This window comes from Chryseobacterium sp. SN22, assembly GCF_008329705.1.
Taxonomy (GTDB): Bacteria; Bacteroidota; Bacteroidia; order Flavobacteriales; family Weeksellaceae; genus Chryseobacterium.
This window is the reverse complement of record NZ_VTSX01000004.1, coordinates 1-13424: the sequence shown is the minus strand read 5'-3', so window position 1 is coordinate 13424 and position 13424 is coordinate 1. Positions and strand designations below refer to the sequence as shown.

The window sequence follows — 13424 nt, the reverse complement described above, 5'->3', positions numbered from 1 at the left end:
CCCATTCACCATTTATTTACATTACACTTTTATGCCTGTTCTCATTTTAGCACTTCTGGCTCTTGAGTTTTCTTCGATCTCACTTTCGTCGGGAACGATGGCTTTGCTCTTTATCAGCTCAAATGCTTTTTTATAATTTCCGTAAATGTCTCTTTCAGGTTCTCCCTCAAACATTCCGTTTTTCAAAAATCTTTTCACCAGCCTGTCTTCCAGGGAATGATAGGAAATTACTACCAGCCTTCCTTCGGGTTTTAAAACATTGTAGGCCTGCACCAGCATTTCCTTTAAAACTTCCAGCTCCTGATTCACCTCGATCCGGATCGCCTGGAACAGCTGGGCATAAAATTTATTCACTTTATGCGGCGGAAGGTAGCTGAACAGTTTTTTCAGGTCTTCCGTGGTATTGATGCTTTTTATTTTCCGGTGATGAACGATGTCCCTCGCCAGTTTCCTTGCTTCCCTCAGTTCGCCGTAATAATAAAATATATCGGCAAGCTGCTCTTCATCGTAATCGTTGATGACCCTTTTGGCATCCAGGCCCTGCATCACGTTCATCCGCATATCCAGCGGGGCATTGCTCCTTGTTGAGAAGCCCCGGTCGGCTTCATCAAACTGGTGGGAGGAAACGCCTAAATCGGCCAGAATGCCGTCCACCCGGGAAATCCCGTAGATCATCAATGAATTTTCCAGAAACCGGAAATTCTGATTGATCAGCGTAAACCGCGGATCGTCAATGGTATTTTTCAATGCATCAAGATCCTGATCAAAACTGAACAGTCTTCCTTTATCCGAAAGCCGGCCCAATATTTCTCTTGAATGGCCTCCGCCACCAAAAGTACAGTCTACATAGGTTCCGTCTGGATTCGTTACCAAATCATCAACACTCTGCTTCAACAAAACGGGGTTATGATACATGCTTAAGGTGTGTTTTTTTATTGCCTTATCCGGCTGTTATTCTTCATCTAAAGAGCCCATTACATCTTCAGCAAGGCTGGCAAAATCGGCTTCGTCTATGGAAATTACCTTTTCATACGCTTCTTTATCCCAAATCTCAAAGAGTTCTCCTGCACCGGTAATCACAATGTCTTTCTGAAGACCGGCGAAAACCGTGAGGTCTTTTGAGATCTGCAGTCTTCCTGCATTATCCAATTCTACTGTTTTTACTCCTGCCGTAAACATTCTGATGAAATCAGCATTCTTTTTCACAAAACGATTCAGTTTATTGATCTTGCCCATCATTTTATCCCATGCATTCATAGGATATACTTCCAGGCAGGATTGGAACACGGATCTTTTGACTACAAACGCCTTATCATCAAAGTTTTCCATCTGTTTAATCAAAGATGAAGGAACTTTTAAGCGGCCTTTGTCGTCAATTTTACACTCATATGTCCCAATGAAACTTTTCATTTGGGACAAATTTATATAATAATTTCTAAATCCTCCCACTTTTTACCACTTTTTGCCTTAATGTTAATAAGTTTTATCAAAGATTTAATTTCAGGGGTTTAATATTCTGATATAATGAAGATTGTGGAAGATATTATTTGACCCATACAAAAGAGTTTCACAAAAAAGTGAGGAAAAAGGAGTTTGGTATATTATTTTTATTTTAAATTAGAGTATTCAAAATATTTTTGAGGTTTAATTTGTATTTTTGCAAGGCTTTATTAAGGCATTTTATGATATTTAGTACAAAAAAAGAAAAGAAATATACCTTTATAGAGGCGGGAGAGGGACATCCATTAGTGCTGCTGCACGGGTTAATGGGTGGGTTGAGCAATTTCAATAAGATGGTGGATTTTTTTTCAGACAGGGGATTTAAAGTCTATGTCCCTCAGTTACCGATCTACGAATTGCCGGTACTTAATACCAATCTGACGACTTTGGCAAAGTATATTGCCAAGTTCCTGGAAACCCATGTGAAAGGTCCTGCAACGATTGTCGGGAATTCAATGGGGGGCCATGTAGGGCTGATCCTGACGCTGGCAAGGCCGGATCTGGTGAAAAATCTTGTACTTACAGGAAGTTCGGGTCTTTATGAAAGAACTTTCGGGGACAGTTTCCCGAGAAAGAACGACCGTTCTTATATCAGAAAAAAAACAGAAGACGTTTTTTATGACCCTGCCGTAGCCACGGAAGATCTTGTAGACGAGGTTTTTGCTGTAGTCAATGACCGGATGAAAGGGATAAAGACCGTGATGCTGGCCAGAAGCGCCATCAAGCACAATATGCTGAACGATCTGCCGAAGATCAAAACCCCAACCTGCCTGATCTGGGGAAGAAATGACAACGTAACACCGCCTGAAGTGGCTGAAGACATGCATAAGTTTATTCCAGACTCAGAACTGTTCTGGATTGATAAATGCGGCCACGCAGCCATGATGGAAAAGCCGGACGAATTCAACGAGATTCTGTACAGCTGGCTGAAAGATAAAGTTTAAAAATTAAGACAGGAGGTAAATTTTTTACTTCCTGTTTTTGGTTTAAAGACTTAATACAACCCCATAGGTTTTCAAAACCTGTGGTTTTCTCTTAAATCACTCTTTCTTTTGCTTTAATCGCGGGAGGAAAAGCTGCTTAAATTTTACGGATAAAGACTTAAGTTTTTATGGCGTTTATTTTATTACGATATTTGACGAATTAAAATATGCAAAGAAATGGTTATTAAAACAGCAACGTTTGTCAAAAGCAGCGGAAAATGGCAGGAATGTCCGGAACCCAATATGCCGGAGTATGCTTTTATCGGGAGATCCAATGTGGGAAAATCTTCGTTGATCAATGCCATGATGAATCATAAAGACCTTGCAAAGACTTCCGGAACTCCGGGAAAAACCCAGCTTATCAACCATTTTCTGGTGAATGAAAACTGGTACCTTACGGATTTGCCGGGGTATGGCTATGCCAAGGTTTCCAAGTCGATCCGGAAGGATTTTGAAAAGCTGATTACCAACTATATCTTAAACCGAAGAAACCTGGTTAACCTTTTCGTCTTGGTGGATTCCCGGCACAAGCCGCAGGCCATTGATCTGGAATTCATTCAGTGGTGCGGGGAAAGCGGGGTGCCTTTTTCCATTGTTTTCACCAAAGTGGACAAGCTGAAACCGAATACTGCGATACAAAACGTGGAACATTATAAAGCGGAACTGAATAAAACCTGGGAAGACCTGCCGGAAATTTATGTGACGTCGGCCGAAAAGAAGGAAGGCTGCGACGAAATCCTGCAATTTATCCAGAAAACCAATGAGTTCCTCGCCAATAACAGTGTCAACTTCGATGAGTAAGATAATCTGGAAAATAAAGACGTTTGACGAATTGACGGTTCCCGAGCTGTATGCCGTTATCAAGGCGAGGGTTGATGTTTTCGTTGTAGAACAGAACTGCCCGTATCCGGACCTGGACGGTTACGACCAGAAAGCCGTTCACCTCTGGGCGGAAGAAGATGGGGAAGTGCTGGCCAACTGCCGGATTTTCGACAAAGGCATCAAGTATAATGAAGCGTCTATCGGAAGGGTTTTAACCACCGAAAAAGCGAGAGGCAAGAACCTGGGAAAACAGCTGATTGCCTATGCTGTACAAACCATCGAAAACCGTTTCCGTACTTCAGAGATCAGGATTTCCGCACAGGATTACCTGTTGCGATTCTATGGCGGATTCGGCTTTGAAGATACCGGCAAGAAGTATCTGGAAGATGACATCCCGCATACGGAGATGCTAAGAAAATAAAAAAAGCGAAGGGTTATTCTTCGCTTTTTTGATGTTTATATGGACGTGTGTTTTTTATTTTCCTGCAATCGATTTCAGAATAATCGGTTCAAGGTTGGAAGGCAGGTCAGCCGATTTGATCTGATAGCTTTTGATTTTCATTTCTTTAAACCAATTCTCCCAATATTCTTTGATGACGGCTTCCTCAAAAGGGTTACCTTTTTCAGGATTGATTCCTAGGACGACCACTTCCAGATTACTGAGGTCGTCGTTGGCCTTTACAAAACCGTATTTGTTCTTCTCTATGGTGTTTTTGAAATCCGAAGTATTGAGATTATTAGATTTTATTAATTTTCCGGTCAGATAAGAAGTTTTATTTTCTTCTGCAAACTTCGTATTCTCATGATACATATATCCATCGGTGAGAATGAAAAGAATATTCCTTTTATCGTCTTTTATACAATAATCTTTTACTTTGTTTTTAAAAAATTCCCAGATGTCGGAACCTACATAATTCCCGTCTTTAAGAGCTGATTGATAAATGTATGACGGAATTTCGGAATATTTTTTTTCAACGGATGCAAAATAATCTTTCGACGTATTTTTATCAAAAGAAACCTTTAGTTCTTTCGTGAAGTCATTGATCTTTGGCTCGGAAGGCTCCGGATTGAAAAATACCTGCATCTGATCGTCATACGTGATGATCTTTTTTGATTTTATATGGTTGAGAAACCCTTTCTCGATGGCTTTGATGTATTCGGTATCCCTTTGAAAATACGACATCGTAACATTAGGGTTTGTGGTCGGATCTATTCTGTCCGATAGGTCGATCAAAATACTGACATTGATATTGTTTGGATCAACAATGGTGCCTGTGGTATCTCCTTCTGTAATTTCTCCTCCTTTTTTACAGCAAGAAACCACAAAAACGATTAATAGCAAGTAGAATATTTTTTTCATAAAATTAGATTTAAAGAGATGATAAATAAACCAGGTTCTGGTTATCCGAATTGGCTCCGACAGTTTCCAGATTGGTTGTGTAGGTTTCAATACAGCTGTCGATCATGGTTTGCTTTTCCGTTTTGGAAACGGCGATTTTTTCTCCGATAAATGTAATCCAGCCCTGCACATATTCCGAAGCATAGAGTTTATAATCTTTGGTAGGAATAATAACGCCGTCTATGATGTTCTGCAGTTCTTCGATTCTGCCACGGGTTTTAATGATGACTTCCTTGGTATTCCCGATATTGGATATAATCTCTTCAATTTCTTTTTTTAATGTGTTGATCTTTTCCTGAAAGAATTCCACTTTTTTCTGCCGGATTTCCTGCTCGTTTTTAATCCTGTCTTTTTCCCGGTGCTCCTTCATAACAAAATCGAAAACGAGCCCCCAAATGATATATACAATGAATCCTGCGAAGATAATTCCCCAAAACTGAATCTTCGTAAAAGCTATTTTTAGATCAAAGGGAAGAGATTCAAAAGTCTTATTTAATTCGTATAGTTTTGACTCGATTTCATAGGCCAAAATAGCATCAAAAATAAAGGTTACGATAAACAATAAAGCAAGCTTTACATAGTTGATTTTGGTTTTATTTTCTCCGAACATATGAATCAGAAATCCCAGTCCTAAAAAGACAAACGGAATCAGGGTAACGAATGCCACTTCAATAAAACCGTCATTCCATGCTTTCATCCAGGCATTTGCATCCAATACACTTTGGATAACCGTACTTTTTGCATCAAAACTTTTGAAAAAAGCTGAATATGAAGTTGATATATAAAAAGTAGCCAGGTATAACGTGATGGGAATCAGAAGAATCGTACCGATCCAAAATTTGGCTGAAGCTCCTCTTCCCGCTTTCACATTGTACTTTTCAGGATTTCTGGGCAGATCAAGGATTTCAGCTTTTAAGTTTTCAATGGTATGCTGATGGTTTTCAATTTCTGTGTTGTTGGTTTTCAGCTGTTCCTCCCGGGTTTCCTGTGAGACCGTTAATGCTTTGATTTCCGTTTCCCTGTTTTTCTGTTCGTTGACGTAAGATTCTTTCAGCTTCTGCTGCTTTTCAACCATTTCTTTTTCTTCATTCTGGAATTTGGAATATACCGCATCCAGGCAGATGGAAAGGGTAGAGTGGTTTCCGCTGGTACGCGAACTGTCACGGTATCCCGATTCATGATAGGTTCTTCTCCTGCTTTCTTCAAGAGATTCATCATCAGGGTTCACCTCGGCTTTGGGAAGCTCTTCCTGTACTGGTTCTGCAGGAGTCGGCTTCAGCCGGAATAAATTTTTTATGTTGGATGTATCCATAATGCTTAGTTTTTAAGTTCGTATATAATTTCACTTTTGTTTTTTCCGGTTTTTACAGCTTCAATAAGATAGTCTACAATAGCCGTTGCATTTTCTTCCAGGAATCCGAACATAACCACATATTTCTGTAGGGCAGAATATTCATTTTGTGAAACCGTGCCGTCTGCCCAGATCATGGCGGTAAGATCATAGAGATAATCCACTTTTTCTTCAATGGTCTTTGGCACCCATGATTTTAAATTGATCGGGTTCATCAGAATTTCATCCAGGTTTTTAGGGGAAATGCCTCTTTCTTCGGCACATCTGTAGAGCATTTTCAATTCCAGTGCGCTGAAATCATCGTCACAGACCGCCATTTGATACAATCTTAAAAAATGGGCTTTAAGGTTTTCCGTTATCTGATTGTTTTCCATATCGGTTATTGTTCTTTTGTTTTCTGAGGGTTAATGATTCTGTCTTTGGCAACAGCTCTCTGGTGTATTGGTAATGCATATTCCTGTGTTTCTTCGGTTATTTCCTCTTCTTTCTCAAGGACCTGTTTTTCGATGAAATTAATAAGCAGAAACAGAATCCCTGTTATGGTATCAATCGGAATCCAAATGTTCTTCCGGTAAAGGTAGATGGGGAAAACAGGATTGAAAAGAATGAGGATGGCAAGAAATACGATACTGAAATAAGGCTGCCTCGAAGTTATCGTATGGTATAAAACCAATAAGGCTCCGGCGGAAACTAGAATTCTGAGAAAAGTATAATATTCAATAGGAAGCTTGAAAATACCGATGAAACAACACAGCGCACAGAAGGTGAGAAAGGGTTTCATGATGTGATTTAAAATCCTGTTTTAAGATTATATTTGTTATTAAAACGGTATTCAGGCATAAAAAGGAATACAAAAAAATCAATAAGCGCAATAAATGCAGGAATAAAAGTCCAGCAAAATACAAGATAAAGTATTCCCATAGCGTTCTGTCCTAAATAAAATCTGTGAATGCCTAATCCTCCTAAGAAAAATGTAAGTAAAACGGTGGTCGATTTTGATTTCATAATTTAAACTCTGGATAAGATTTCGTTCTTTTTTGTTTCAAATTCTTCGGAAGAGATTATTTCATTCTCTTTAAGATCTTTTAATTTCTGCAATAACGCAAAGGGATCCTCATTTTCAATTAACAAGGGTTTTGTCTCCTGTTGAAATTGCTGTGGCTGAGTGATAATGGGGGTGGCATTGTTTACCGTCACCCCTCCTGCGGACGCCCTGAGGGTTTCCAGGCTTTTTTCTCTTCTTACTCTGCGCATTCTTTCCTCCACTTCCTGAGCGAACTGATAGAGTTTTCTGGCCTGGTTTTTTGGAAGATAATCCACCATATTGGTGAAGTTCGTGGTAGTTTTCATCATGAAGGTGGAGCCGACAATTCCTTCTTTAATGTGGCAGTCTGCGACATCTACCCAACTGTAATCCTGAAAATCCATTGATAATCCGAAGTTTCTCGGTCTGCAGAAAATAATTCTTCTGTTGGTAAGTGCGATACATTCGGGAGAAAAATTGAGGATCGGTTTTTTCTGAACCGCAATATATTCCACGGTTTCCTGCGAAGTCAGCAGAGTGTTGATCCTTCCCAAAAGCTTTTCAACAGCTTGTGGATCCTGCTCTTCGTTTAAAAATTTCTTTAAGTTCATGATATTTGTTTTTTAATTATTTCACATCCTTACGCTTAACATACCCTGTTTTACTGCTTGATTCTACTCTTACTTTATACCATCCTTTCAATTCCTGAAGCTTAATCAGTTTGGCATTTTTAGTAACAGTGATTATGGTCTTCGATTTATCGGAAGGCTTCTCGTAAATTCTGACTGCCGCAACTCCTGCAAAGTATCTGTTGTTTGAATTAATATTGATATTTACTTTATCAATAAGAACTTTTGGCGGTTTCTTGGATTTTGCTTTTGAAGAAGTGTGACTTGCTGAAGTTTCCTGTTTTTTAGACCTGTTCTTTTTGGAAGAACTCCCGGAAGACGAATTGCTTCCGGAAGATCCTCTGCCGCAGACTCCGCAGGTCCCGCCGCTTCCGCAATGCCCGCACCTTGAACAGTTAGTGCAGGCAGAACAGTAAGCAGAGCCGGTACATCTACCGTCATGCCCTACATTGTCGTTAGCTTTAAAACAAGAATTTAAAATAAATACACTGAAAGTGATTATGATGAAAGGTATTAGTTTTTTCATGGTTATCGGTTTAGTTATAGTTCTCAAGGGTCATCAGGAGTTTATCACGGTAATTATAAATTTCATCCAGCGTGCCCAGCAGGATTTTTTCGCCGGCTTCCTTTCCGTTATGGAAGGTTTCCAGGTATTTGTTGGCTGTATTGAAATGAAGCCTGCAGAGTGGTTTACGGTTGTTGTCGTCCAGCAGAATCCCGAAATACGATAACGTATCGCGGTAAGCAATTCTTGCGGATGGAATTTTCTCCCGCAGAATCGCTTTTACAATCTGGAAACCTTCCAATTCCTCTTCGGTGGTTACGATTTTCGATTCGTTATTTTCATCAACCGGCTGTTGTGTTTTTACCGCATCATCCTGCTTTTCGATCTGTTCATTGATGCTTAGAGCGGATTTCAGCCTGAAGCTGATCGATTCATTGATTGAAGTGGTAAGAGCTTTTTTCGTATATTCTTTAAAGGGAACCATTCTGTTTGCCGTAATCGGTTTGTCAAAAAAACGGCTCACGAGGAGCTTGACAATTTCATCCGAAGGATTCTCTATTTCCTTTTCAAATTCTTTACGGATCGCTTTGATGTATTTCAGGGCTTCAGCAGAATCAAGGATTTCTTCAAGATTGTAATCCTTTTTGGTAAATTTTTCCAGAATTTTAATCGAACTGTCCTTAATGTCTTCAATATTAATGGTGAAAAATGGCTTTTCATCCATGATATTCGGTTTTTCCAGATCGGTGTAAAAATTATAGACAATTCCGTTGGTTAGCACGCCAAACCGGGTTTTTGAAACATGGTAATAACGGTGAAGCTGGGAATTGTGGGCATCGGCACTTTCTTTCCAGTGCTTGCACTCAATAATAAAAATCGGAGCATCGTTGTGACGGATTACATAATCTACTTTTTCTCCTTTCTTAGTCCCGATATCACACACATGCTCGGGAACAACTTCGGTAGGATTGAAAATATCATAACCTAAAATCTGGATAAAAGGCAGTACAAATGCATTTTTTGTCGCTTCTTCCGTTCCGATCTGGTCTTTCAGGCCAACCACTCTCTGATGCAGCTGCTCAAGTTTAATTTTAAGATCCATACTCATTTGTTTTTACAGTTTCATCAATGATTTCCGCGGCGTATGCGTTGAGTTTTACGGCGGCAATTCCGCTTTCCATGCCGGATTTGGAATTGTACAGCTGGCTTTTGCCGATGATTTCGCCGTTCCTTGCTTTTAAAACAAAGTACAATTTCCCGTTTACCGCTGTTCTTTTATCGTATCGGGAATCATCCTGAGAATTGACTTTTACTGATTCAATTCCTTTGTGGCATGATCCTTTCTGAACATAGCCTTCGCTGGTTAAAACAATTTCGCCGTTTCCGGCTTTCAGATTAAACTGATACTCCTGGTTTACTCTTCGGGTAATGACAAATTTTCCCATGGTTGATTTTTATTTTTAATAATCGTTCTGAAATTTCTGATTCGTTCAGAATCTGTTGATTGGGCAGAATAATATAAGTTTCTCCTGTTAGGTTTTCGATGATACAGGCTCCGGATCTACAGTTTTGGAAGCGGTATTTCAATGCTTTTAATCCTGACACAAATCCATCGCTTGTTGTTTTCTCATATACATATTTCGAACAGCTTGTTCTGAAGATGCATTTTCTTCTTTTTGACGGTGGAATGATCCGCCAATACATTTTAATCGGAAGAAGCAGGAAATTCTTCATCTTTTATTTTACTGAATACGACCATCTGAAAGGAAGTCATGTAACCGGATTTTTCCGTATTTCCAAAGCAGCCCTCTACCGGCTGGACGTAGGTAGATACGCTTTCAAGCCTCACATATTCCCATCCATCCTCGGTATGGGTTTTTACTAACTGATCTAATTGCTCTGCAATATTTTTGGAACTCATATTGTTTGGGTTCACTGTTGCAACGAAAGGTATTACTTTGTATTCCATGATTGTTTTTGTTTGACATTCCAAAAGTATCACCCTTTAATGAGTAATTTTTACGGGTTTCCGTAAAACGGGCAAAAAATAAAAAAACCTTCCAAAAGTTGGAAGGTTGTAAATAAAATGGATGGGTTCAGATAATCCCGAGATCCTTGCAGAAAGCGACCAGCTGTTCGTTGCTGTTGACGCTGAGGTCTTCTTTCAGGCTGTTTAATCTTTTTTCGACGCTGCTGAGACTGGAAGGCCGGATGCTCTTTTCTTCGAGATGGGCCGGAATGTTTTTTTGCAGGATCCCTTTGGAAAGCAGGGAAACGATCACGATATCGTAAGTGGAAAATTCATAATTGTTAAACTTTCTCATTTCCTGTTTGAGGTCGAAGGAAAGATATTCTTCGCCGATGTAGACGGACGCGATGGCTTTCTTTAGATCTTTGGAATCGTTCCGGGCCTTCTGCACATAGCCGTTGATTTCATATTCTGAAAAAAGATGATCGATGACGCCGGTCTTACGTTCGGCGGAGAAGACGATCACTTTCAGGCCGGGCTGTAATTGTTTTGCTTTTTCAATAAGTTCCTTTCCATCTTTAAGTTCCTGGGTATGGTGGTCTTCTTCATAATAAAGATCGGTAATCAGCAGGTCGTACGGCTGCTCTTCCCGCAGGGCTTTCAGGATTTTCCCGATCGCATCATCGCAGTAGTACACATAGTCAACCTTCGGAATGCCCAGGTCTTCCAGGGTTTTCTGGACGGAAATGTTGATGCTTTCGTGATCTTCGGCAATTAAAATTTTTTTGAACATGGTTATATATTTTTATGAAGGAAATAGAAGTACTATACACTCTTGTCTAATTCCTCTTGATTAGTATTAAATTTAAGATAAAATGATTAAGAAAAACCTTTAATGTATTTTTGAATAAAATTTTTAAGAAAAAGTCATATCCGGTGATTGTTACGTACAACCACCGGAATGAATTAAGCGTACTGGGTTAATTCCCAAGTTACAGCTTGTCCATTGTAAGGAGGCATTCTGTTTCCTTTTGAAATTGGAGCAGTTGTTGATGGGGTTCCCACTACTTTCCACACTCCTGATTCAGGACAACTTTCTCCGGTCCTTGCTTTGGTTCCTAATGGCTTTTTCATTGTAATAACTTTATTGGTTTAACACCTCAAAAGTATATAGCTTCGCTTTTCTATCCTTACGGTTTCACGTAAACCATGAAAAAATATTCAATTTCTATTTTAAAATTATATTAGGCCCATATCTTTACAGATAACAATCATTTCAATATTGTTTTTTGCACCAACGCCATCGCGAAGTTCATAAAGTCTTTTTTCGATGGCTCTTCTACTAAAAGGCCTAATAAGGTTTTGTCTGAAATATATTTCGATTTCATCTTGTATTAATCCTTTGGCAAGCAGTTCCAGCAGTTTGAGGTCGTAGGCATCCAGTGCGAAAGGGATATTCCGGATGGCATTCAGAATTTCCTGCGACATCACGGTTTCTCCTTCAAAAACTTTCCGGATGGTATTCCTGAGCTCTTTCCCGTCGTTTCGGGCCTTGCTTACAAATCCGTCGATGCGGCAGGATTTATAAAGATCGTCAATAACCTGCGCGCGCTTTTCTACGGAAAACACAACTACTTTCAGTTCAGGCCGGAATTTTTTTGCTTCCAGGATCAGTTCCTGACCGCTTTGCAGATCCTGCCGGATGTGGTCTTTTTCAAAGGAAAGATCGGCGATCAGCAGGTCGTACGGGTCATTTTCTGCTGTGGCGGCTTTTATCCTTTGCAGGGCTTCATCACAATACGTTACAAATTCAAACCTGGAAACGGATAATTCTTCCAGGGCCCGGATGATACCCAGGTTGGTGACTTCCTGGTCTTCCACGATTAATACTTTTTTAAACATAACAAAAACGGTTACGAAGCAGGAAAAGAAAGGTTTACTTTCAGCCCTTTTTCAATTTTTGTGTCAAAAGTAATTGTCCCGCCGATGGCTTCAATACGGGAAGCCGTATTCCGTAAGCCGTTTTTATAAATCAGATCCCCGGAAATCCCTACGCCATTGTCTTTGTATTGGATTTCAACTGTCCCGTCAGTCTTTTCAAATTTAACGGCAACATGGGTGGCCTGGCTGTGTTTCTTCATATTCACCATCAGTTCGCGGATCATCTGGTAGACCTCTTCTTTAACCGCCGGAGCTACTTTTTCCCAGATCGAAGGATCATTGCCTGCCGTAAACGTTTTCACCGTGGCATTATTAAATCCGGCAATCAGTTCCGAAATTTCCTGGCTGAATTCTTTTTCCTCACCGGCCTTCTCATAAGAAAGGTCCCGCGATTTTTCATACACGTATTCCAGTTCGTCCAATGCCCTGTTCCGGTCAAAATCTTCCTGATTCTCAATCTTGGCCATTACCTGATAAATCCCGTTGGCCACCACATCATGCACCCTTTTCGACATTTTAAGCTGGGTGTTTTTGACTTCGAGTTCTTTTTCCTGCTGGAGTCTTTTCTTTCTTTTTTTATACCAGAAAATGCCGATAATTAAAGCTATAATTAAAGATCCAATACCAATCGCTTGCCTAAAATTTCTATCTTCTAGTCTTTGGTTTTCAGCATTTTTTTGTTCTACGTCATATCTTACGATTGCAAATTGGCTTTTATGTTTATTCCTTGAAGTTTGAACTTCATTATCTATAGAGTCAAGTTTTATAAAATTTTGCTGATAATTTTTTGGATCTAATGATATAATTCTTTTCAATGCAGTTATTTGATCGTCAGGACTCTTGTTATTCTTTGCTTCTTCCAGCATTTTCTGTGCATATTCTAAAGATAACTTTTCATCTTTATATAAATAATATGTAGATAAGGTTTCAAAACTTGAATTCAAGCCTTCCTCATCATTAATTTTCTTTCTAATTTCTAAAGCTTTATTAAATTCTCTTAAGGGAATGTAGTTTTCGTCATCAAGATATTTTGCTTTTGCATAATTATTTATTGCTCTAGAGTAATTTTTAAGGCTGTCAGCATTAATCGCCATTTTTAAATATATTAAAGCAGACTTCACTTTTCCTTGTGTTATTAATACATCACCAATATTATTATAACATGTAAATTTGGCTTCGCTATTATCAGCAGTTTTTATAGCCTTTTTATAATAAACTATTGCACTATCATAACTTTTGAGACTGTTAGATGCATTAGCAATATTATTATAACTGGTAGTAAATATTTTTTTTGCTATACT

At 39.3% G+C, this 13424-nt stretch carries 20 protein-coding genes; 3 read left to right on the top strand and 17 right to left on the bottom strand.

The genetic code is table 11. From position 1 onward, the window contains the following. Nucleotides 1-21 precede the first annotated feature (21 nt). Entirely contained in the window at nucleotides 22-915 is an 894-nt protein-coding gene (gene rsmH / locus FY557_RS03315) for a 16S rRNA (cytosine(1402)-N(4))-methyltransferase RsmH (RefSeq protein ID WP_149245871.1), read from the bottom strand. 36 nt (nucleotides 916-951) lie between these two features. Beyond that, nucleotides 952-1410, bottom strand: coding sequence for a division/cell wall cluster transcriptional repressor MraZ (mraZ, locus tag FY557_RS03310; RefSeq protein WP_146940457.1), 459 nt, complete (start codon nucleotides 1408-1410; stop codon nucleotides 952-954). A gap of 272 nt (nucleotides 1411-1682) precedes the next feature. Here mraZ and FY557_RS03305 point away from each other — a divergent pair, with 272 nt between their 5' ends. The 3 genes from FY557_RS03305 to FY557_RS03295 all read left to right on the top strand — a co-directional run bounded on the left by FY557_RS03305 (nucleotide 1683) and on the right by FY557_RS03295 (nucleotide 3726). Beyond that, a complete protein-coding gene (locus FY557_RS03305) occupies nucleotides 1683-2444 on the top strand; it encodes an alpha/beta fold hydrolase (protein ID WP_149245870.1) in 762 nt (253 codons plus the stop codon). 216 nt (nucleotides 2445-2660) lie between these two features. Next, nucleotides 2661-3284: a ribosome biogenesis GTP-binding protein YihA/YsxC gene (gene yihA / locus FY557_RS03300; RefSeq protein WP_149245869.1), complete on the top strand. Its 624-nt coding sequence runs from the start codon at nucleotides 2661-2663 to the stop codon at nucleotides 3282-3284. Continuing rightward, entirely contained in the window at nucleotides 3277-3726 is a 450-nt protein-coding gene (locus FY557_RS03295; protein WP_149245868.1) for a GNAT family N-acetyltransferase, read from the top strand. Before yihA ends, FY557_RS03295 begins: the two co-directional genes overlap by 8 nt. A 54-nt stretch (nucleotides 3727-3780) precedes the next feature. Here FY557_RS03295 and FY557_RS03290 read toward each other — a convergent pair whose 3' ends face one another. From FY557_RS03290 to FY557_RS03225, 15 genes are all read right to left on the bottom strand, one after another. Then, a complete protein-coding gene (locus FY557_RS03290) occupies nucleotides 3781-4665 on the bottom strand; it encodes a hypothetical protein (protein WP_149245867.1) in 885 nt (294 codons plus the stop codon). Between the two features lie 10 nt (nucleotides 4666-4675). Further along, complete coding sequence (locus tag FY557_RS03285) at nucleotides 4676-6016, bottom strand: beta-carotene 15,15'-monooxygenase (protein WP_149245866.1); 1341 nt, start codon at nucleotides 6014-6016, stop codon at nucleotides 4676-4678. A 5-nt stretch (nucleotides 6017-6021) separates the two neighbouring features. After that, nucleotides 6022-6429 (bottom strand): hypothetical protein, encoded by a 408-nt coding sequence (locus FY557_RS03280; protein WP_149245865.1) that lies wholly within the window; start codon nucleotides 6427-6429, stop codon nucleotides 6022-6024. Nucleotides 6430-6434: 5 nt separating this feature from the next. Next, complete coding sequence (locus FY557_RS03275; RefSeq protein ID WP_149245864.1) at nucleotides 6435-6836, bottom strand: DUF6804 family protein; 402 nt, start codon at nucleotides 6834-6836, stop codon at nucleotides 6435-6437. Between the two features lie 8 nt (nucleotides 6837-6844). Further along, nucleotides 6845-7060 (bottom strand): TM2 domain-containing protein, encoded by a 216-nt coding sequence (locus tag FY557_RS03270; RefSeq protein WP_149245863.1) that lies wholly within the window; start codon nucleotides 7058-7060, stop codon nucleotides 6845-6847. Nucleotides 7061-7063: 3 nt separating this feature from the next. Continuing rightward, nucleotides 7064-7690: a PH domain-containing protein gene (locus tag FY557_RS03265; protein ID WP_149245862.1), complete on the bottom strand. Its 627-nt coding sequence runs from the start codon at nucleotides 7688-7690 to the stop codon at nucleotides 7064-7066. Between the two features lie 16 nt (nucleotides 7691-7706). Continuing rightward, nucleotides 7707-8234: an SH3 domain-containing protein gene (locus FY557_RS03260; RefSeq protein WP_149245861.1), complete on the bottom strand. Its 528-nt coding sequence runs from the start codon at nucleotides 8232-8234 to the stop codon at nucleotides 7707-7709. Between the two features lie 10 nt (nucleotides 8235-8244). Next, the gene (locus tag FY557_RS03255) at nucleotides 8245-9315 is read right to left on the bottom strand and encodes a type I restriction endonuclease (protein ID WP_149245860.1); all 1071 of its coding nucleotides are present in this window, start codon (nucleotides 9313-9315) and stop codon (nucleotides 8245-8247) included. Beyond that, nucleotides 9305-9658, bottom strand: a complete 354-nt coding sequence (locus FY557_RS03250) for a YegP family protein (protein WP_149245859.1) — start codon at nucleotides 9656-9658, stop codon at nucleotides 9305-9307. Before FY557_RS03250 ends, FY557_RS03255 begins: the two co-directional genes overlap by 11 nt. Further along, entirely contained in the window at nucleotides 9609-9917 is a 309-nt protein-coding gene (yidD, locus tag FY557_RS03245) for a membrane protein insertion efficiency factor YidD (RefSeq protein ID WP_262713527.1), read from the bottom strand. The genes FY557_RS03250 and yidD overlap by 50 nt, the downstream gene beginning before the upstream one ends. 1 nt (nucleotide 9918) lies before the next feature. Next, the gene (locus tag FY557_RS03240) at nucleotides 9919-10182 is read right to left on the bottom strand and encodes a hypothetical protein (protein ID WP_149245857.1); all 264 of its coding nucleotides are present in this window, start codon (nucleotides 10180-10182) and stop codon (nucleotides 9919-9921) included. A gap of 127 nt (nucleotides 10183-10309) precedes the next feature. After that, complete coding sequence (locus tag FY557_RS03235; protein WP_149245856.1) at nucleotides 10310-10975, bottom strand: response regulator; 666 nt, start codon at nucleotides 10973-10975, stop codon at nucleotides 10310-10312. 173 nt (nucleotides 10976-11148) lie between these two features. Then, nucleotides 11149-11316 carry a hypothetical protein gene (locus FY557_RS20015; protein ID WP_185151638.1) on the bottom strand — a complete coding sequence of 56 codons (168 nt, stop codon included), beginning with the start codon at nucleotides 11314-11316 and terminating at the stop codon, nucleotides 11149-11151. Between the two features lie 105 nt (nucleotides 11317-11421). Beyond that, nucleotides 11422-12084, bottom strand: a complete 663-nt coding sequence (locus FY557_RS03230; protein WP_149245855.1) for a response regulator — start codon at nucleotides 12082-12084, stop codon at nucleotides 11422-11424. A gap of 11 nt (nucleotides 12085-12095) precedes the next feature. Next, a complete protein-coding gene (locus FY557_RS03225) occupies nucleotides 12096-13409 on the bottom strand; it encodes a tetratricopeptide repeat-containing sensor histidine kinase (protein WP_262713526.1) in 1314 nt (437 codons plus the stop codon). Nucleotides 13410-13424: the final 15 nt, after the last annotated feature.

Coding starts and splice junctions, on each gene's coding strand:
- rsmH (WP_149245871.1), bottom strand. CDS start 915: ATGTATCATAACCCCGTTTTGTTGAAGCAGAGTGTTGATGATTTGGTA.
- mraZ (WP_146940457.1), bottom strand. CDS start 1,410: ATGAAAAGTTTCATTGGGACATATGAGTGTAAAATTGACGACAAAGGC.
- FY557_RS03305 (WP_149245870.1), top strand. CDS start 1,683: ATGATATTTAGTACAAAAAAAGAAAAGAAATATACCTTTATAGAGGCG.
- yihA (WP_149245869.1), top strand. CDS start 2,661: ATGGTTATTAAAACAGCAACGTTTGTCAAAAGCAGCGGAAAATGGCAG.
- FY557_RS03295 (WP_149245868.1), top strand. CDS start 3,277: ATGAGTAAGATAATCTGGAAAATAAAGACGTTTGACGAATTGACGGTT.
- FY557_RS03290 (WP_149245867.1), bottom strand. CDS start 4,665: ATGAAAAAAATATTCTACTTGCTATTAATCGTTTTTGTGGTTTCTTGC.
- FY557_RS03285 (WP_149245866.1), bottom strand. CDS start 6,016: ATGGATACATCCAACATAAAAAATTTATTCCGGCTGAAGCCGACTCCT.
- FY557_RS03280 (WP_149245865.1), bottom strand. CDS start 6,429: ATGGAAAACAATCAGATAACGGAAAACCTTAAAGCCCATTTTTTAAGA.
- FY557_RS03275 (WP_149245864.1), bottom strand. CDS start 6,836: ATGAAACCCTTTCTCACCTTCTGTGCGCTGTGTTGTTTCATCGGTATT.
- FY557_RS03270 (WP_149245863.1), bottom strand. CDS start 7,060: ATGAAATCAAAATCGACCACCGTTTTACTTACATTTTTCTTAGGAGGA.
- FY557_RS03265 (WP_149245862.1), bottom strand. CDS start 7,690: ATGAACTTAAAGAAATTTTTAAACGAAGAGCAGGATCCACAAGCTGTT.
- FY557_RS03260 (WP_149245861.1), bottom strand. CDS start 8,234: ATGAAAAAACTAATACCTTTCATCATAATCACTTTCAGTGTATTTATT.
- FY557_RS03255 (WP_149245860.1), bottom strand. CDS start 9,315: ATGGATCTTAAAATTAAACTTGAGCAGCTGCATCAGAGAGTGGTTGGC.
- FY557_RS03250 (WP_149245859.1), bottom strand. CDS start 9,658: ATGGGAAAATTTGTCATTACCCGAAGAGTAAACCAGGAGTATCAGTTT.
- yidD (WP_262713527.1), bottom strand. CDS start 9,917: ATGTATTGGCGGATCATTCCACCGTCAAAAAGAAGAAAATGCATCTTC.
- FY557_RS03240 (WP_149245857.1), bottom strand. CDS start 10,182: ATGGAATACAAAGTAATACCTTTCGTTGCAACAGTGAACCCAAACAAT.
- FY557_RS03235 (WP_149245856.1), bottom strand. CDS start 10,975: ATGTTCAAAAAAATTTTAATTGCCGAAGATCACGAAAGCATCAACATT.
- FY557_RS20015 (WP_185151638.1), bottom strand. CDS start 11,316: ATGAAAAAGCCATTAGGAACCAAAGCAAGGACCGGAGAAAGTTGTCCT.
- FY557_RS03230 (WP_149245855.1), bottom strand. CDS start 12,084: ATGTTTAAAAAAGTATTAATCGTGGAAGACCAGGAAGTCACCAACCTG.